11 protein-coding genes are annotated in these 18,342 nt (G+C 33.3%); 1 reads left to right on the top strand and 10 read right to left on the bottom strand.

The window, feature by feature from the left end:
* Nucleotides 1-145: 145 nt before the first annotated feature.
* From trxB to der, 7 genes are all read right to left on the bottom strand, one after another.
* On the bottom strand, nucleotides 146-1,126 hold the full coding sequence (gene trxB, locus LKV13_RS02595; RefSeq protein WP_229089045.1) for a thioredoxin-disulfide reductase: 981 nt from the start codon (nucleotides 1,124-1,126) through the stop codon (nucleotides 146-148).
* Nucleotides 1,127-1,196: 70 nt separating this feature from the next.
* Entirely contained in the window at nucleotides 1,197-2,933 is a 1,737-nt protein-coding gene (gene pheT / locus LKV13_RS02590) for a phenylalanine--tRNA ligase subunit beta (RefSeq protein ID WP_229089044.1), read from the bottom strand.
* Nucleotides 2,934-4,481 (bottom strand): phenylalanine--tRNA ligase subunit alpha, encoded by a 1,548-nt coding sequence (pheS, locus tag LKV13_RS02585; RefSeq protein WP_229089043.1) that lies wholly within the window; start codon nucleotides 4,479-4,481, stop codon nucleotides 2,934-2,936.
* 12 nt (nucleotides 4,482-4,493) lie between these two features.
* Nucleotides 4,494-11,084, bottom strand: a complete 6,591-nt coding sequence (locus LKV13_RS02580) for a SpiroCoCo family coiled-coil protein (RefSeq protein ID WP_229089042.1) — start codon at nucleotides 11,082-11,084, stop codon at nucleotides 4,494-4,496.
* Between the two features lie 16 nt (nucleotides 11,085-11,100).
* On the bottom strand, nucleotides 11,101-11,787 hold the full coding sequence (locus tag LKV13_RS02575) for an HAD family hydrolase (protein ID WP_229089041.1): 687 nt from the start codon (nucleotides 11,785-11,787) through the stop codon (nucleotides 11,101-11,103).
* 5 nt (nucleotides 11,788-11,792) lie between these two features.
* Nucleotides 11,793-13,043, bottom strand: a complete 1,251-nt coding sequence (locus LKV13_RS02570) for a hypothetical protein (RefSeq protein WP_229089040.1) — start codon at nucleotides 13,041-13,043, stop codon at nucleotides 11,793-11,795.
* The gene (gene der, locus LKV13_RS02565) at nucleotides 13,040-14,359 is read right to left on the bottom strand and encodes a ribosome biogenesis GTPase Der (protein WP_373464032.1); all 1,320 of its coding nucleotides are present in this window, start codon (nucleotides 14,357-14,359) and stop codon (nucleotides 13,040-13,042) included. Before der ends, LKV13_RS02570 begins: the two co-directional genes overlap by 4 nt.
* Before the next feature lie 143 nt (nucleotides 14,360-14,502).
* Between der and LKV13_RS02560 the strand changes: the two genes are divergently transcribed.
* Entirely contained in the window at nucleotides 14,503-15,198 is a 696-nt protein-coding gene (locus tag LKV13_RS02560) for a GerMN domain-containing protein (RefSeq protein WP_306701192.1), read from the top strand.
* A gap of 17 nt (nucleotides 15,199-15,215) precedes the next feature.
* Here LKV13_RS02560 and LKV13_RS02555 read toward each other — a convergent pair whose 3' ends face one another.
* Genes LKV13_RS02555 through rny form a run of 3 tightly spaced genes read right to left on the bottom strand, consistent with a single transcriptional unit; the run spans nucleotide 15,216 to nucleotide 18,310 of the window.
* The gene (locus LKV13_RS02555; RefSeq protein WP_229089038.1) at nucleotides 15,216-16,007 is read right to left on the bottom strand and encodes a TlyA family RNA methyltransferase; all 792 of its coding nucleotides are present in this window, start codon (nucleotides 16,005-16,007) and stop codon (nucleotides 15,216-15,218) included.
* Complete coding sequence (locus LKV13_RS02550) at nucleotides 15,988-16,779, bottom strand: TIGR00282 family metallophosphoesterase (RefSeq protein ID WP_229089037.1); 792 nt, start codon at nucleotides 16,777-16,779, stop codon at nucleotides 15,988-15,990. Before LKV13_RS02550 ends, LKV13_RS02555 begins: the two co-directional genes overlap by 20 nt.
* Complete coding sequence (rny, locus tag LKV13_RS02545; protein WP_229089036.1) at nucleotides 16,769-18,310, bottom strand: ribonuclease Y; 1,542 nt, start codon at nucleotides 18,308-18,310, stop codon at nucleotides 16,769-16,771. The genes LKV13_RS02550 and rny overlap by 11 nt, the downstream gene beginning before the upstream one ends.
* Nucleotides 18,311-18,342 lie beyond the last annotated feature (32 nt).

Genomic DNA, 18,342 nt, shown 5'->3' with positions numbered 1-18,342 from the left:
CCTAACAAAACGAAGCTCTAGCTCCCATAAAGCATCAAACAAGAAGATCTGGATCTGTGAGACTAGAAAGGCATCTGTATAAAAGATTAAAAACCTGTTAAACGATACATGATAGATCTTATTATTAAATACGGAATTTTCATAATCAACCTAAAAATTTTCCAAGTTCAACAGAAGCTATAAACCCTTCAGCAGCTGCTGTAATAGCCTGAGCATAAAGCTTATTGCTAACATCCCCACAGGAAAATACACCCTCGACACTTGTTTTAACACAATCTTGTGTCAAGATATACCCATCCTCATCAAGTTCTAAAAATCCTTTCAAAAACTCTGTGTTCGGTCTGTACCCAATAGCCATAAACAACCCACCCACACTTAGTTGAAAAATAGAATTATCTTTATTGTTTAAAATTTTTACTCCAGATACAGAATCCTCTCCATTAACCTCTACGGCCTCACAATTGTATAAAATTTCGACATTAGATAGACTCGCAACATTTTCCCTCAGCATAGCAACAGCTCTTAAATAACCTTTCCTAACAATAACATATACTTTTGGAGTTAATTTACTCAAATAAATAGCCTCTGTAATTGCTGTATCGCCCCCACCAATTACTGCTACATTTTTCCCCTTAAAAAGATGTCCATCACAAATTGCACAAACAGAAATACCCCTGTTCCAAAATAAATCTGAATTCTTAAGTTTGTTAAGCTTTTTAGGGGCTGATCCTACTGCAATAACAACAGCCCTACTTTTATAAACATGATTATCAGAAGAGAGATAAAAAACATTATCTCTCTTCTCTATAAATCTTACAGTCTCAGGATAAGTAGTGGCCCCCAAATTAACCACCTGATCCCTCATATTCAACATCAATTCTCTTCCATTTATACCATTTCTAAATCCTGGATAATTATATACCTCTGTTGTTGTTGTAAGCTGTCCTCCAGGTTCAGGGCCTTCCAAAACAACCGTTTTATATCCGCTCATGACAGTGTAAATTCCAGCTGTAAGCCCAGCCGGACCTGATCCAACAATTATTACATCTTCAAGAGAATCCATCTCTATTCTCAAATTCTCTTCAACAGACCGTTTTTTTATATCAAGTGATTCAAACTTTAACATAAATCTTTTAACCCCTTTGTAAATCTCAAGATACCACTAACAACTATTTAACGTAAAACAACACATGTCATCAAATATTAAAACCCGATTTTAAAAGCTTGCTGAGGTTAATCTCCAACACAGAACATGGAACAGTAATCCCAAAATTACCCAACACATAAGGAGACACCTCACCAAAATTGCCCACACAAAAATCACCTGCCAAAATATTAGCCCCTCTTCCACTTATATAAAGTCTTGCCTTCGATTCCTCCAGTTTAAATTCGATATTTAAGTAATAAAAAAAAGATGCAACCAAAGAGCTAATTTCATTAAATGTAAAATTTTTATCTGCCATCAGAAAACCCAAATTATCATAAGTAGTAGTGCCATCGTGAGTACTTGATTCCCTTAAAGCAACCTTACCAATTTCAAAAATTTTATGTGGGTAAGGAAAATTAGAACTAACGCTTTCAGACTTAAGCAAATCAGGAATTATAGAGGCTCTAACATACTCATAATTTTCTGTCATAGGATTAGAAATACTGAAAAAACAATCTTCTTGCATGAACACCTTTTCAACAAGATCTTTCCTAGATCCCAGATAGTTATAAATCATTTCCTGGAATCCCATACCAATCATCAAAGATCTAATCTTTCTTGAAAATTCTTCTATCTGAGTAAGTCCGCCTATGGTAAAAATTCTGGGAAGCTCTGGCTTAAAACTACCTAGTCCTCTTGCTATCATTATCTCTTCAATAGCATCCACCTCATGAAGAAAATCGTTTCTGTAAACAGGGGGATTAATATAAATCTTGCCTATATCCCTAGAATCATCTCCACTAGCATAACAAGGGTATGCAGGCACTCCTAACTTTTTCAGATCAAAACATATATCACTTGAGGTTAATTTGCTTCCAAGCATCCTATTAACGTTGTCAACGCTAACTTCCACCTTATCCTGAAAATAATAGGGACAAATTACTTCTTTCCCAAACAAGGTATCCTTGGGAAAAACTGTCTTTATTGGTAAAATATCGAACCCCATATCATATAAATCACAAGCAACAACCGACAGGGACAATAAAACAGCCTCAAGGCTAGTCCCTGTAACCTCAATGAATAAATCAGTATCGCCTACTTTTAAAGCTCCAATATCATGAGAATTAATTATTGGAGGATAAGAGAGAACTTTACCCTTGTTATCTATTAACAGGGGATATCTATTGCAATCTTTAAGAATTGAAGAATATTCTATTCCTTTAGGATGTCTTTCATTGATTTCCGAAATAGACATCTCGGTCTTCATACCTAGCGGAATAAATTTATAGTCACAGTCACATCCAATATAGTTTATTGGAAACTCAATAAGTTCTGCCGAATACATCCCCATTGCAACTCTTTTACGCTTTTGTCCATAATTCTGGCAAAGTTTTTCCTGCAGCTGAATTAAAGTATCAAGCATTTTATCACTCCAAACCATCCCCTTAGCCAAAAATCCAAAGACAAAAGGCCTAACACCAGACATCATTTCGGGAGAAACTTCAATCTCACCATAAGACTTTTTTAAATCATCAGGCTTAGAGAAAAATTTAAAAGAAGGTAAACTACCAAAAAGGTATGTTTTAATTTGACGTGCAAGTCCTACAGCTGACCATAAGTCTGGTCTGTTCGTATCATTAAACTCAATTTTCATCTTATCATTTTCTGTATCAAATTCATCAATCTCGGCCTTGGCTATCTCAAGCATAGTCTCAAGCTCATTATCTGCTAAATGTTTTCCTATTTTTTCTAATAAAATACTCTTATAAACTTCAACCTTAGGCATCTACCTTCCTCGCCTTAAAACAACATTCCCAATATCATGAGTAAAAAGCTCCCTTAAATCATTTAAACCTAAATGCATTAAAGCCATTCTGTCAATACCAATACCCCAGGCAATAACGGGCGAATCGACTCCAAATGGTTTTGTAACCTCTGGCCTAAACAGACCGCTACCCCCCAACTCAAACCAACCAAGAACAGGATGTTTAACATGCACTTCAATCGAAGGCTCTGTAAATGGGAAATAAGCAGGAACATATTTAACCTCAGTAGCACCAGCAAGTTCTTTAGCAAAAATCTCAAGCAACCCAAGTAAGGTCTTAATATTAACGTCATCTCCAATAACTATCCCTTCTGTTTGATAAAAATCGGCTCCATGAGTAGCATCAACTTGGTCATATCTAAAACACCTAACAATCCCAAAATATTTGCCAGGATTTTTTGCATTCATTAACTGCCTTGCTGATAAAACCGTACCCTGAGTTCTTAATACTAACCTTTTTGAAATATTATCATTAAAATCATACCTCCACCCCCTCGACCCTGTATTAAACCCATGCTCATGCGCGGATTTAACATTAAAGAAAAAAGGCTCTGGTAGGAGTTCTAATGAGCTTGGTTCTTTAATATAATAAACATCCCTTACATCACGTGCAGGATGAAATTGAGGCATAAAAAGAGCATCATTGTTAAAAAATTCTGACTCCACTAGAGGGCCATCAAACTCTTCAAATCCAAGACCAACAAGTCTATCTTTAACCCTAGCGATGTACTCAGAATAAGGATTTGCACGTCCAATGAAAGCCCTGTTCGACAAAACATGAATATCATACGCTCTAAATTTTTTACCTAAATAAGACCCATTCTTTAAAATTTCGGGTGTTAATTTTACAATTTGATCCGTTGGAAACTCACGATTTACATACTCAGATCTTACCTCCAATCCAAACTTGGTAAACTCAAACTTTAAATCCAATTTTTCTTTCACCTTAAATAGGGTATCACTGGCTCCTTTTCTCCTAGATACTTTGGCAATAACAAATAACTCATCACCCGACAAGGTATCTTCCAATATGTCACCATCTTGAGCTCTTAAAAGTAGTCTGCTAACCATTTTATAGTTAGCAGACTTTTCTAGATCTTTAGCAATAACCTCTTTATCTTGCCCTAAAGATACCACCCCTTCTTTAATTAGACCTCCAAATGCCTTGCCGACATCCTTAATATCAACGCCTAATTCTGAGGGCAAGTCGGGAATCAAAACTTTTTTACTAGATACAAGATTTATTATTCTCTCCTCAATCAAACCATTTTTTAAAACATCAAGTCCTTTCTCAGTTAAACAATAAAACACATTAACCTTTCTAAAAACTTCACCAATAATACCCTTACAAGAAAGCCATTCAATTACTTTATTTGATTGTCCCTCGTCATATGATAAGTCTCTAGAAAGACTGAAGGCAGAAATTCTATCACCCTGTCCATAACGCAAAATTACCCCTACCTCAAGAGGATGCAATGTTTTTAATGTCTTCTCTAACCTATCTTCCACAAAAACATCCTTTTAGTCATCACCTTTACTACCAATTCCAAGTTCCAAAATAAGTTCTACCTCTCCAACAGATAATTTGGTAGCTCTTGAAATTTCTGAAGCACTCCAGCCCTGCCTCATAAGTTTAATAACAGAATCTCTAACGGTTTCATTATTAAGCCCAACATTATCCTTATATCTAGACTCTGTCTTTACAAGAATTCCAAGGGTTTTTATTCTCTCTTCTGCAGCAATATTTAAGTTCTCCAGTCTAGTCTCAGCCTTGGCAACTTTCTCTCTTATGTTCCTAGTATGCTCCAACTTGCTCTCAATCTCTGCCAGCATTTCTGTAAGAGTTTGAGTGTTACCCAAAACTTCCTGTGATAAATTCTTATTCACCATTAACTCTGCTATGATCACTCTTAGTTCTCTAAGACTTTCATGAAATTCTGAACCCTCTTTAACTAATATCTGCATTTTGTTCTCTATTTCAACTATTAAATCAAAATTTTTATCAACAGATTCTATGGTAGACTTTAGTATGCTCTCTTTGTTACTGATCCTATCATAATTATCAAGGATATTATTCTGCTCCTCCCTGATTTCCTTAATCCTGGTTTTATAAATCTGAATCTCATCATAAGTTTCCATAAATTTCTTATATCTATCCTTAAAGGAAGCATAAAACTCAAGAAATTGCTCAAAATCCTTCTTAATTCCATTAAGATCTGCTTGCTGTGCCCTTAACTCATTAAATACCCCAAAAATATCTGATGATTGATTCTGAATACTTCTAATTTCTTTATTAATTTTTTCAAAATCCTTCTTGTAGTTTTGAAAAAGCTTCATCTCATCTGTTAGAGTTCTCCATAAAGCTCCCAATTTGTCCTTGAGGGAATAAGCCTCTTCAAGAACATCATTATTCCTTTCCAACTCAACTTCAAGTTCTTTATATTTTTCAACTTGAACGCTTATGGCAGCGTATCGATCCTCAAACTCTTCTTTTAAGCCCGCCTTGTATAAAATCAGATCATTTTTAACCCCATCAACAAAATGCCCAAGCTCACTATCATAATCCAACATCTTCAGCTTAAGTTGTGAGACATTCTCATCTATACTTTTAAAAATTGCCCCATACGTATCCTTAAGGTCGGCTTCTATCTGATTAATCTGAACCCCCAATCTATCTTTTAAAGTCTTAATTTCTTCTTCTGAATAGCTAAAACCACTCTTAATTTCATTTTCAAATGAAATGTAATCCTCTCTTATAGAACTGGAAAAAGAATTGTAACTATCCCTAATCGTTCTCTCAATATCAACCCTGTATTCGTTTAATTTCTCAGAAATTTCTAAAACATCATTTCTTATAACATTTACTTGAGATTCAAAGTCGTCTTTGCTATCTAAAAATTTGTCTACAATTTCCTGCTTCTCTCTCTCAAGTCTTGAAGCTATTAAACTAAATTCGTCTTCCAACCTCTGATTAGCCTCTTCCATTTTAGCTTCAACTTCTTTTTGTTGACTTAAAACTTTATTCTCAACCCGAACCCTAACCCTTTCAATATAAAAATTTATTTTCTCATCTATAGACTCAACCCTAGAATTAATAATTTTCTCAATATCTAAAACCCTATCTTTAAATTCATCTGCAACATTTTTCAAGTTAAGGCTGGAGCTGTCGTTAAACCTCTTAATATCTTCTTTCAGATTATCAAAAATTTCTTCTGTCCTTTGCTCAATACTATCTTTAAGTACTCTTACAGTATTCTCAATAATGGAAATATCCCCTTCAATCCTTTTTACATTTTTTTCTGCAAAATTTATTCTCTCTTCAAGAGTCTTGTAAGTATTTTCCTGCCAATCCTTCATATCATCTTTAATCCTTAAAAACCAAGAGTCAACATTATTTTGACGATTGTCTATCAATTCAATAAATTTATCCATACGACTAGCAGTATTTGTTTCCATCAAAGTTATTCTACTCTCCATATCCCTCCTTCTAGTGTCAAATTCCTTGCTAAATTCTGAGTAAAAATTTTCTTTGTTCCGTATAAGTTCCTGCTCAACCTCGATCTTAAACCTTTTCATAAGGGCTGATTTATCTTCCAAACTCCTGTTTATATCTCTTTCTAAATTCTCCATCCTCTGGTCTGACATCTCTACAAAACTTTCCAAAGAAATCCTTAAATTTTCATTTCTTTTCCTCAAATCTTCAAAAAAATCCTCCTCAATAATCTTTAGATGTGATGACACATTTTGATAAGAATCCTCCTTAAGTTTTATGACGTCTTTTTCAATATCATTTAAACTTAACTTAAGCTCTTCAAGATTTTCCAATTGCTCTCTAATTTCTCTGGTCATTCTCGTATTTGAATTGGCAAGTTCCTCACCTAATTCAGAAACGCACGAGTTTAATCTACCCTCCATGTCAAGATGCATCTTAATGTACTTCCCCTCCAGCTCAGTGTACTTACTCAATATCATCTCTTCTACAAAATTACTCCCCTCCTCTATCTTGCCCTCAATCTGCTCTTGCTTCTCATTGTACTTCCCCTCCAGCTCAGTGTACTTACTCAATATCATCTCTTCTACAAAATTACTCCTCTCCTCTATCTTGCCCTCAATCTGCTCTTGCTTCTTGTTGTACTTCCCCTCCAGCTCAGTGTACTTTAAATAAAGATTATCACTTATCTCGCTATAAAACTTACTAATTTTATCTTTTAAATCTTTCTCTATATCCTTAAAACTATTTTCAATCAACTTCAGAGAAGATATTTTATTATTAATCCCATTCTCATACTTTGCAATCTCCTCATCAATTGAAACAGTTGTCCTCATCATATGTGACTCGAACTGTATTTTCATTTCTTTCTCAATATCTGACTTAATTAAATCAAATTGACAGCTTATCGTGTTGCTATTCTCACTTATCCTTTTTCTTAAACTCTCTTCAAGCTCTAAAATCTCCTTTGACCTTTCTTCTATCATCTCAAAATTACGATCCATCTCACACATTTTTACTCTTAAGTTTTCATCATTATCTGTAAGTATCTTATATATTTCATCTCTAATCTTCAAAATAGCATCTTCACTCTCAATTAAGAACGTTGAATACCTCTCCTCAAGGTTATTCTCAACAACCTTAAACCTCTCCCTATAAAGATCATTTAAAAACTCAGATTTATCCTCAATGTTACCCTTAAGTTCACTAATCCTTTCTGCAAGCTGCTCTTTTAAACTCAAAATATCACTATCCATTATTCTCTTATAATCGACAGCTTCTTCTCTTCTGATCTCATACTGTTGTTCAATATCCTTTAAAAATTCGCCAATTCTTGTTTCTTCTTTTTCTATTGTGTCCTTAATCTTGATTTCAAAATTTTCAACCTGATACTTTGACACATCAAAAGATGATTTAAAAATCTGCAAATTTTCATTCATATTCCTACTAAGGACATCTATTTTGTCTGTTAATTTTTTGTTTATATCCTCGATCTCGTGTACTATTTCGTTCTCCAATTTATTTGAAAGAGCTTCTGAATATCCTCTAGAATTAAGTATTACTTCATTATATTTTTCATTAATCTCCTTATTTAAATCATTAAATCTTGAACTGAGAGAATCAAGAGTAATATCAATATTTGCCTGAAAAGAAGTAATATCCGTTCTTTTATCTTGCAACAAACTGTCAACTTCTTTAACAAACTCCTCAGATCTTTCTAGCACCATAGCAAATTTTTTAGATAGATTTTCTTCTACTTCCTTAGTATCTGCTTCAAAATGACTAATGATATTATTCAGCAATTCATCCGAATATACGTTGCCCTGATTTCTAAACTCATCTATCTTTTCAAGGTAATAACTGTCAAGTCCCTCAATGGTAGTTTTTAGCTCTCTAATCTTTAGAGATATCTCAGAATCTATTAAATTGATATCAACCCTTCCTGAGGATAATACATTCTCAATATTGACTGCTATTTCGCTTAATTTCCCCTGCCATTCATTAAGCTTACTATCTATTTCAACATTAAGCATATCCTTTTTACTTAAAATGTCATCAGATATAGCTCTTAAAAAATTATTTATTTGATTTTGATTCTCGTTCTTAATTTCTGAAATCTTCTGCACCCTAGTTTCAATAAACGAGTCAAGATCAGCCCTAAAATTATTCAAAACATCTTCACCCTCAAGTTTAAAATCTTTCATTCTATATTCAAGCTCTTCCATTTTGTTTCTAATCAACTCTTCTTTACCAGAAAATCCCTCATTAAGGCCATTAAGCATCATAATGGCCTTATCATGAATCATTTCGGCTTGATTATCAATAAACTCTTTAATACCTAACAAAGTATCGTTTCCCTTCACATACGACACATCTTTCAACTCTTTATACTTTTCCAATATTGAACTTTCAAGATCCTCCGTCTTTGATGAGACATATTCAAGCCTTTCATTAACATCCCTTTCTAAAGACTCCACTTTGGAAGAAGCCGATAAAAGCAACTCTTCACTTGAGATTTTAATATCTAGTAAAGATTTATTTAAGGCGATAAGTTCATCTTTCCAATTCCTATGCATATCCATTGCTTTCTTCTGTATATGTTCTGAGAGTTCGCAAAAGATACTTTCGCTGAGTTCCTTTCCCTTTATCCTTTGCACCTCAATTAAATCTAAAAATTCTTCATTGGCTTTATTCAAATTAGACTTAATATTTTCTAAATTATAACCCGCCTCTTTCTGCCACTCTTCATACTGCAGCTTGGTGGTTTCCATTCTACTAATAAATCCACCTATCTCCTCTCCATAATTACTCTTTAAATTAGATATTTCCTTACTAATATCATCATTAATATTAACTAAATTAGATTCAAAATTTCCTCTTAAAATGTCAACATCCTTCTTCAATAAATCATTTAAAGACCTAATATCGTCTTCTAGCTTTTTACTAACAGTATCAAAATACTGATAATTAATATTTGACTTTTCAAAAGCTTTTTCAAATTTCTCATTGTACCCAGTAGTAAAATCATCAATTTCACACTCAAGTTTGTCTGCAATATTCCTATATTTACTCTCCAGTTGATTTTCCAACTCACTACTTTTTAAATTCAAAGATTCAAAGAGGGTATCATACTTTGAATTAATACTCTCATCCAAGTAAGAATAATCACTAACAAGCCTATCATTGATCTTTTTAAAATCTGCATACAAATCATTACCCAAATTAAGTATCTTATCTTGAATGTCTCTTTCAATATTTAAAATCTTTGCTTCTAATTCCCCCCCAGTATCATTCATTCTTGAAAATATACTCTCACTAAATTTATCAATATCCCCTTCCACTTTAGTCTTAAAGTCAAAATATATTTTATTAGAATCTCCCTCAAGGTCATCTAATAACGTTCTAACATTTATCTCTACACTTTCCATCCTAGAGTTAGCATTATCTAGACTAGACTCTATTCTCTCTCTTATATCCTTATTAAACTGATTTATTTTGCTATCATACTCTTTATAAACTTCCTCCACATTAGATTCAATCTGAACTCTAAATTGATCAAAGGTATCCGCAACTTGCTCTTCATACTGTCTTATTTCCTGCTTGATGGTCTCCTCAATAGAATTTAGCCTAGAATAAGCATTATCCTTAAAAACAGAACTTACAGAAGAAATTTCATTATCCATTAGCATAAGTTTGTCTTCAAGCTTGTCTTTCATTTGAACAGAACGTTCATTGACATACATAAATAGTTCATCAGACTTCACCTGTAACTCTTCGTTTAATCTGGTTAAAATAAAGTCTTCTTTTTCATTAATTTTAGTTTTTGCCCTCTCAAGTATAAGTTCAACAGAATTTTCTATTGATTTATACTTATCCTCATACACACTCAAAGAGTCTTCCATTGATTTATTATAACTATCCATACCAGATTCGATCTTAAATAAGAATTCTTTAAATTCATTCTCAAGCCTATCGTTACCCTTATCCAAAATTTCACTCTTCCTCTCCTCAAGCATCATCAAAGACTCCTGATAAGACATAAGATCCTGGTCTAGGCTACTCATCCTCAAATCAAGTTCTTTAACAGTGTTATCAAACTTATCCCAACTTTCAATCTTAATAGCTTCAAGATTTTCCTTATTCGTCTTATCAAATTTTTCAAAAACCGTATTCAGTCTGGAATCAATAGAATCAATCTGGGTACTAAAATGTTTTAAAGTTTTTGAAAGTTTATCTACAATTTTTCCATCAACCTGAAGTCTTTGTATGTTGTCCTGAACCTTAAGAGTCATGTCATCTAGCTCTTTAAGCATAGAGTCATGATAGGCAATCTTTTTCTCTACTTCTGCAAAATCATTACTTTTATTTTTAATTTTTTGTTGAACTTCATCTATCTTTTTTATAATTTCTATGCTAGAACGCTGATACGCCTCCATGTCAACGGCAAGATTACTAATTTCTTTTGTCTTCTCTTCAATAAAATCTTCAAGGTTATCCTTGGCAATGTCGACAAATTTTTTAATCTTATCTAAAGCCCTTGAACGCCTATCATACTGCCTATAGATAAATAAAATTATAAAAACCAATAAGAGATTAACCAGAATGGTTACAAAATCTACCATAAAATATTTTACCCATCTATATATTCAAAAGTATATATTTCTGTAACTCTTTATATTTACCAAAGATAAAATCACATTTAACATTATTCAATAACATTTTTCGAGAAAAGTACGCAGTTCTCATTGAAACACCACCAGCCCCTAAAATATCATACTCATAAGAATTTCCAACATACAAAATGTGATTACTATGCATACCAAGCTCATCAATAATCCTTAAGAAAGCCATTTTGTTTGGTTTCAAATAACCAGTATCCTCTGATGAATAAAGAACATCCCAAAAACTGTCCTTAATTCCTAATAAATTGCTTACACGAGTAGAAATTGGAAAATCTGACATTACTCCTAATTTTATTCCCATAGCTTTAAGAGAATAAATTAAATCACAAACACCAAAATAAGGCCTAAGCCTTTTAAATTTACTTCCAAAAGCTTCACCATAGTAAATCTTATTTAGTAAAAACTCACACCTGCTTTTACTAAACCCTAAATACGTAGAAAGCATTTCAATCTGCATAGATATCAACTTATCTCTACTAGAAGGATTACTCTTATCCCTTTGCAAAACTCTTATTTCCTTTCTTACCCTCTTAAAAGCCAAAAAAAACCTAATATTTCTTAAAAATTCAGGCAGCATTACCAAATTCATGCTAATCTCGGGATAAAGAGTCCCATCAAGATCAAATACTACAGCTTTTATCATAATAGCTAATTACTTATCCCTTCTGGTATTGGAACTATAGATACACCCTTTACAGCTTTTACCCTAACTAAATGAATATACGAATTTGGATACCTCTTCCTGAGCGATTTAATTGAAGTTTCATCGTTAACCTCCATCACAGAGATTCTAAAAATCGATTCTTTATCAATAAATGGAAACAACACAACAACATGTTTATGAAACACCTTCCCAGAATGCACCTTCGTTGTTGTATTAATAGAACCAAAATACATATGACCAGGCTCATTTAAGGTTAAGTAATATAAAATAAACTCTAGACTATCAATAGCATACCCACGATTTTCAACATATTTAAGGAAACCAACATTAGTTACATCATTTTCTTTAATCCTAGTCAAATCCAACCCAATATTAGCATTTTTAAGCCTATACCCAATATTACGAGTCCAGTCAAGGCCAAAAAATAAATCTTTACTAAATTCATACTTTTCAGTAAAACTGTTACCCCTAACCCCAATGTGCCTAATCTTAAGATCTTCTATTTTTAAAAGCGTCCCAGCCATCGTCTTGTAAATTGAATCAGCTACCCACTTGCCAAATCCGGAACAATTGAATCCCTTAACCTCTCCCTGAGGCTTTCCCGTCTTAATGTAGACCATCTCTCCAAATTCATTCATTGCCCCATCTGGAACCTCAGCTATTGAGGAAGCCTTTAAAAAGGCTCTAAACTTGTCAACAGTATCAGAAACATTCTCATAAACTTCCAAATACCTAGGATTAAAAAATTTTAAGTCAATAAAACTACTAACATATTTAGCTATTTCCAGAAAAGAACCAGTAGCAATATCCATAATTTTAAAAGGCAGCTTGACCTCTTTATGTATTAAAGTATTTATTAAATAAAAGTCGGCACTAGAATGTAGACCGTCCGGTTTTATCCTAATAAAAGTATCTGCTCTGTTTATAAAAAATATTTTTACTTGCTCAATTCCATCTTTTCCAACTTTAACTACGTAGGACCCTGGAAAAATATAGGACACACCATCTTTCCGGTTAAAAAAAGAATAGTAAACGTAATCTCCCTTTATTAAACTTGAAATCTCAACATAATGACCATCTGTAGTATAATTCCTGTAAGGCCTGATCTTTTCCCGATTACTACCAGAACTGAAATATTGCGAATAATCTGATCTGACGGTAAAGTCGTAGAAAAAACCCCCATGCGCCAGAAGATCTAATCTACCAACGATTAAGAATAAAAGTACGCACCTCACCTTAAGCTTCTTGCCTTTTCTCTCATTTCTACCAAAATTGGAATGTTTGCATAGCCAATTTTACGAATATTATTTACTAAATAATTATAGTAGGATTTTGGGAAATTAGTCATTTTATTGGCAAATAAAATAAACTTAATGGGGTTAACACTAACTTGAGTTATATACCTCACCCTATGTGTAACACTTAAGTGGTAATCCTTAATCCAAAAATTTAGCATCTTATTCAAATCAGCAGTATTAATCTTAAGTTCGAGTTGTTTTTTTAATTTAATTGCTTCCTTAAAAAGACCATCCAAACCTATCCTTCCATGAACAGATATTCTTAATATGGGAGCAAAGTTTAAAACTGGGAAAAAGAAATTAACACGATCCTTTATGGCCTCAAAATAACCTTTCTTTATTTCTACACAATCCCATTTGGTAAATACAATGACAATGCCCCTACCTTTCTTGGTTGCATAATGAGCAATTTTTTTGTCTTGAGCTGTTAAGTCTTCATTAGTATCAATCAATAAAAAGACAACATCTACCATATCAATTACCCTTAAAGCCCTATTCACAGAGTAATGCTCAATAAGATCATCTACTCTTGATCTTCTTCTTATCCCAGCAGTATCAATAATTTCAAATGTCTCTCCGTTCCTTCGAAATTTTGTCTTAATAAAATCCCTTGTAGTGCCCGCCTCCTGAGAAACAATCGAAACTTCATGTCCTGCCAAAAAGTTAACAAGAGTGGATTTGCCCGAATTTGGCTTACCTATAATACCAATCTTAACATCAACATCTCCACCACCACTTTCCAATTTACCAATCGAATTTTTTAAAAAAATCTTTAAAGAATTAATCCCCTTTCCATGAGCTGAACTAACTAAAAATCTCTTCCTGAATCCCAATTTTTCAAACTCACAAACTAAAGCCTCCTTACTGCGACTATCTACTTTATTTAACACCAAAACTACCTTATCACCATACCTTCTTAGCTTCTCAATAAGCTCATAGTCTTCTGATAACACTTCATTTATGTCTAAAACAAGTAGAATTAAATCAACATCATCAAGCGCGCTTATAACCCTATCAACCACAATCTTGCTAATTTCATCCTTTGAAAGTGTAAATCCTCCAGTATCCACCAAATAGAATTTATGAGAATCCACCTCACAAATCTCCCTAATCAAATCTCTAGTAACGCCATAAGTTTTGTCCGTAATGCTTCTCTTTGAGTTCAAAAGCCTATTAAATAGAGTAGATTTCCCAACATTTGGCCTACCCACAATAAAAACACTACTATAGTCTTGTGTCTCAGAATTAATCAAAGATAACTTGCCTCTTTCTTTATGCAGCTGTTTTTATTATAATATCAAACATTGTGTGTTTATGCCAATTATAATAGACGGATGCCCGGTTGAAGATAAGGAAAAGAAGTAGACGAAAGAGAGATGCTTTTAGCAAAGCAGATATGTTCTTGGTGTTGTTTGCCATTTTTGCGTCAGGGCTTTGCCTACTGCTAATAATTAAGAATTCGTTGATTAAGAATATATTTAATGAGCAAGTTACCAGTTATGAAGGGTTTGAGCTTGATTCATCAAGGCCTAGTAGGGTAATAGAGGCGGAGCTTGATAGTACAAAAAGAGAAACCGTTAAAATGGTTGATGATGAAAAATTTTTAATCAAGCCTCCTGAAATACAAAGAATTGAAGAGGAATTTAAAGATCAGCAGCAAAAACTTTCAAGAAAGAAGAAAGTAGTTAAACTATATTTCATAAAAGTTACCGCTGAGGGTCATTTTTTAAAACAAGATGTCAAGAGAACTATACATTATGACAAAAATATCCTTGAAGAAACGCTAAAGGCACTTATTAATGGACCAAATGAATATGAACTTAAAAATAACTACTTAAGTTTAGTCCCCATTAATACCAAAATATTAAATTTAAGCATAAGTGATGGTGTTGCGCACATCAACCTATCCAAGGAATTCTATGAAAATAGCTTTGGGGTAGAGGGGACAATCAATCAAGTGAGCCAGATTATTTTAACATGTCTTGAAATTCAAGGTATTAATGGAATAACTTTAAGAATTGAAAATAATCCAATAATACTTGAAGATCTAAATTTAGATTTTTCGGGTATTTTGGATAAAAGAATATTTTAATTTACTATTTAAAAGTTTCAAGAATTTATGGTTTCAAGTAATTTAAGGGCTTGCCCAGGATCTGATAAATCGCTCCTAGTAATTAAAAACATAAATTCTTGATTTCCCTTTCTGCCCTTAGTTTTAAGTTTTAATATATTTTTAACTTGTAGATTGTTAGCATAAAATTTTCTAATTACCCTATCTAATATTTCAGCTAAATGCTTAGCCTCGACCACACCACCAAAATCTTTTATGTCTAGACCCAATCCCTTAAGTTCAAACTGAGGCTTAATAAGGACAATAATAAACCCATCAGAAAGTTTATTAATCAAATCTATGCATACACCAACTGCAGATCTAAAAGAAACATCAATGACAGCCAAATTGGGACATAGATCAAATCTTTTAATATCAAATATATTAGTCTTCTCAAAAACTCTAACCCTTGGATCAACTCGTAACTTATAAGCAATCTGATTAAATCCAACATCAACGGCATAAACCAGCATAGCGCCTTTTTGTAAAAGACAATCTGTAAAACCTCCTGTTGAGGCTCCGACATCAACACAAACTTTATCTTTAATTTTAATTTTAAATTTTTCCAAGGCCTCTGAAAGCTTATATCCTCCTCTTGATACAAACCTATCAGTTTCGCCTTGCATTAAACTTATTGCACTATTCCTTAATAATAAAACTTTGGGGTTTAGTTCCTTGTGCGAATTTACATACACTCTTCCAGTTAAGACCAAGATTCTCAATTCTTCTCTTGTCAAGTTCGGATACTTTTTACAAAGTAAATTGAGTAAACTATTTCTGTATTCTCTCAATTTTCAAAGCACGTCCAGTCTTTACATCAGAAGTAATAACAACGCCTTGTATGATCACATTATCCTCAATAACCTCCGTTCGTAAGGACACATATTCAAGTAACCCCTTAAGAGAAATTTCAGGACTAAATCCTATCACGGAATTTAAACTGCCAGTCATACCAAGATCGCTAATATAAGCAGTCCCCTTTTCTAAAATTCTCTCGTCTTGAGTCATTATATGCGTGTGAGTACCAACAACTCCTGTGACAAGCCCATCTAAAAAATATCCAAAGCTTTCTTTCTCATAATTACTCTCGGCATGAAAATCAACAAAAATGGTTCTAGTCTTACTCCCAATCATATTTACAAACTTTTTTATATTTTCAAAAGGGTTTTTAACAATAAAAGTCATTCCTAAAAATCCTTGAATATTTACAACAGCAACTTTTTCATTTCTAATATTTAAGACACAATAACCATGTCCTTCAAGTAAATCTGAAAAATTATTTGGCCTTAAAATATATTTTTGCTTATTTAAATACTCTTTTATACTATAATCAGAGTAAACATGGTTACCTGTAGTAATAACATTAACGCCAGCCTTGAAAAGATTATCCGCTATCTCTGGAGTAATTCCAAATCCCCCGGATGAATTTTCTCCATTAGCGATAACAAGGTCTACATTGTGCTTATCCTTGAGAGACTTGAGATTAAAAAAAACCTTCTTTAACCCCGAATCGCCTATTATATCCCCAATCATCAAGGTTCTAATAATATTACTATCTTGCATATTCAATAACTCTGGTTTCTCGAATAATGGTAACCTTGATTTTACCAGGATATCTCATTTCAACTTCTATTTTCTTCGCAATGTTTCTTGCAAGCATAGTAGCCTTCTCGTCATTAACCAATAAATTATCAACAATAATTCTAACTTCACGGCCGGCCTGTATTGCGTAACATTTCTGAACACCCTCAAACCCATAAGCAATTTCCTCTAGCCTTTTAAGTCTGTTTATATAATTATTCAAACTTTCACGTCTTGCACCAGGGCGAGATGCAGAAATAGCATCCGCTATTTGAACAACAATAGCCTCAAGGCTCTCAGGTTTTATTTCATTATGGTGAGCTGCGATAGCATTAACAACGATATCGCTCTCTCCACAGCTCTGAGCAAGCTCAGCTCCCGTAATAGCATGTCCCTCACTATTTTCGGAAATACTTTCCATACCCTTGCCTATGTCATGCAAAAGACATGCTCTCTTTACAACAACAGGATCTAATTTCATCTCTTTAGCTAAAATTTCCCCCATTATTGCTGTTTCCTTTGAGTGACTTAAAACATTTTGCCCATAGCTGCTTCTAAAATAAAGCCTACCAAGTCCCCTAATAAGCCTTTTGTCAAGTCCATGAATATTTAAATCAAATACTACCTTCTCACCTTCTTCAAGGATAATATTATTGATTTCATTGGTAACGCTATGCACAACTTCTTCAATCCTAGCAGGATGGATCCTCCCATCTGTAATAAGTCTTTCAAGTGTTCTTTTAGCTATTTCCTTCCTTACTGGATTAAAGCAAGATATAACAACAGCCTCAGGTGTATCATCAATAATGATATCCGCCCCTATTAATGTTTCAAGAACCCTGATATTACGCCCTTCCTTGCCAATTATCCTACCTTTCATCTCATCATTAGGTAATGCAACAGAAGCAATAGTAAATTCAGAACTAACCTCTGTGACCATCCGTTGCATGGTAGAGACCAGTATATCTTTTGAAAGTTTATCCGCTAAAAGCTGAGCTTCTTGTTCGCTTTTATTAATGATAAGTTGAGCATCCCTTTTGGACTCATTTTCAACTCTTTCGATGACGATCTTTTTCGCTTCTTCTTTTGTCAAACCAGAAATACTTTCTAATTTTTTGCCTAAAGATATCTCTTTTTCCCGTATAGTTTTTTCTTTTTGTTCAAATTCCTTAACTTTAGAATCAATTCTATTTTGTTGCTTATCAAGAGCAGACATTCTTTTGTCCAGAGTTTCCTCTCTTTGCAACAATCTTTTCTCTATGTTAAAAATCTCATTTCTTCTTTCTCTTATTTCCTTATCTTGCTGGTTTTTTTCTTTAAGCATCTGAGCTTTCGCAGTCGAAATAATCTGCTTTTTTTCATCGTCTATCTCTAAAATTGCTTCTTCTTTTATCTTTTCTAGCTTTTTACCTAAATTTAATAAAGAAAACCTACCTAAAACAATCCTTATTGTAAACCCTAATATAACACCTATAACGACAGCAAGAATAGAAGAAAAAGTAATATACAACATACACCTTACCTCTTACTTTCTAAACTAACTAA

Source organism: Candidatus Borrelia undatumii, from assembly GCF_020882015.2.
Taxonomy (GTDB): domain Bacteria; phylum Spirochaetota; class Spirochaetia; order Borreliales; family Borreliaceae; genus Borrelia.
The sequence above is the reverse complement of the archived record's forward strand: the minus strand, read 5'-3'. Positions and strand labels throughout refer to the sequence as shown.

Bases quoted from the DNA above. Each gene is read 5' to 3' on its own strand.
- LKV13_RS02575 (WP_229089041.1), bottom strand. From the start codon at position 11,787: ATGATAAAAGCTGTAGTATTTGATCTTGATGGGACTCTTTATCCCGAG.
- rny (WP_229089036.1), bottom strand. From the start codon at position 18,310: ATGTTGTATATTACTTTTTCTTCTATTCTTGCTGTCGTTATAGGTGTT.
- LKV13_RS02580 (WP_229089042.1), bottom strand. From the start codon at position 11,084: ATGGTAGATTTTGTAACCATTCTGGTTAATCTCTTATTGGTTTTTATA.
- trxB (WP_229089045.1), bottom strand. From the start codon at position 1,126: ATGTTAAAGTTTGAATCACTTGATATAAAAAAACGGTCTGTTGAAGAG.
- pheT (WP_229089044.1), bottom strand. From the start codon at position 2,933: ATGCCTAAGGTTGAAGTTTATAAGAGTATTTTATTAGAAAAAATAGGA.
- LKV13_RS02550 (WP_229089037.1), bottom strand. From the start codon at position 16,779: ATGCAAGATAGTAATATTATTAGAACCTTGATGATTGGGGATATAATA.
- LKV13_RS02560 (WP_306701192.1), top strand. From the start codon at position 14,503: ATGTTCTTGGTGTTGTTTGCCATTTTTGCGTCAGGGCTTTGCCTACTG.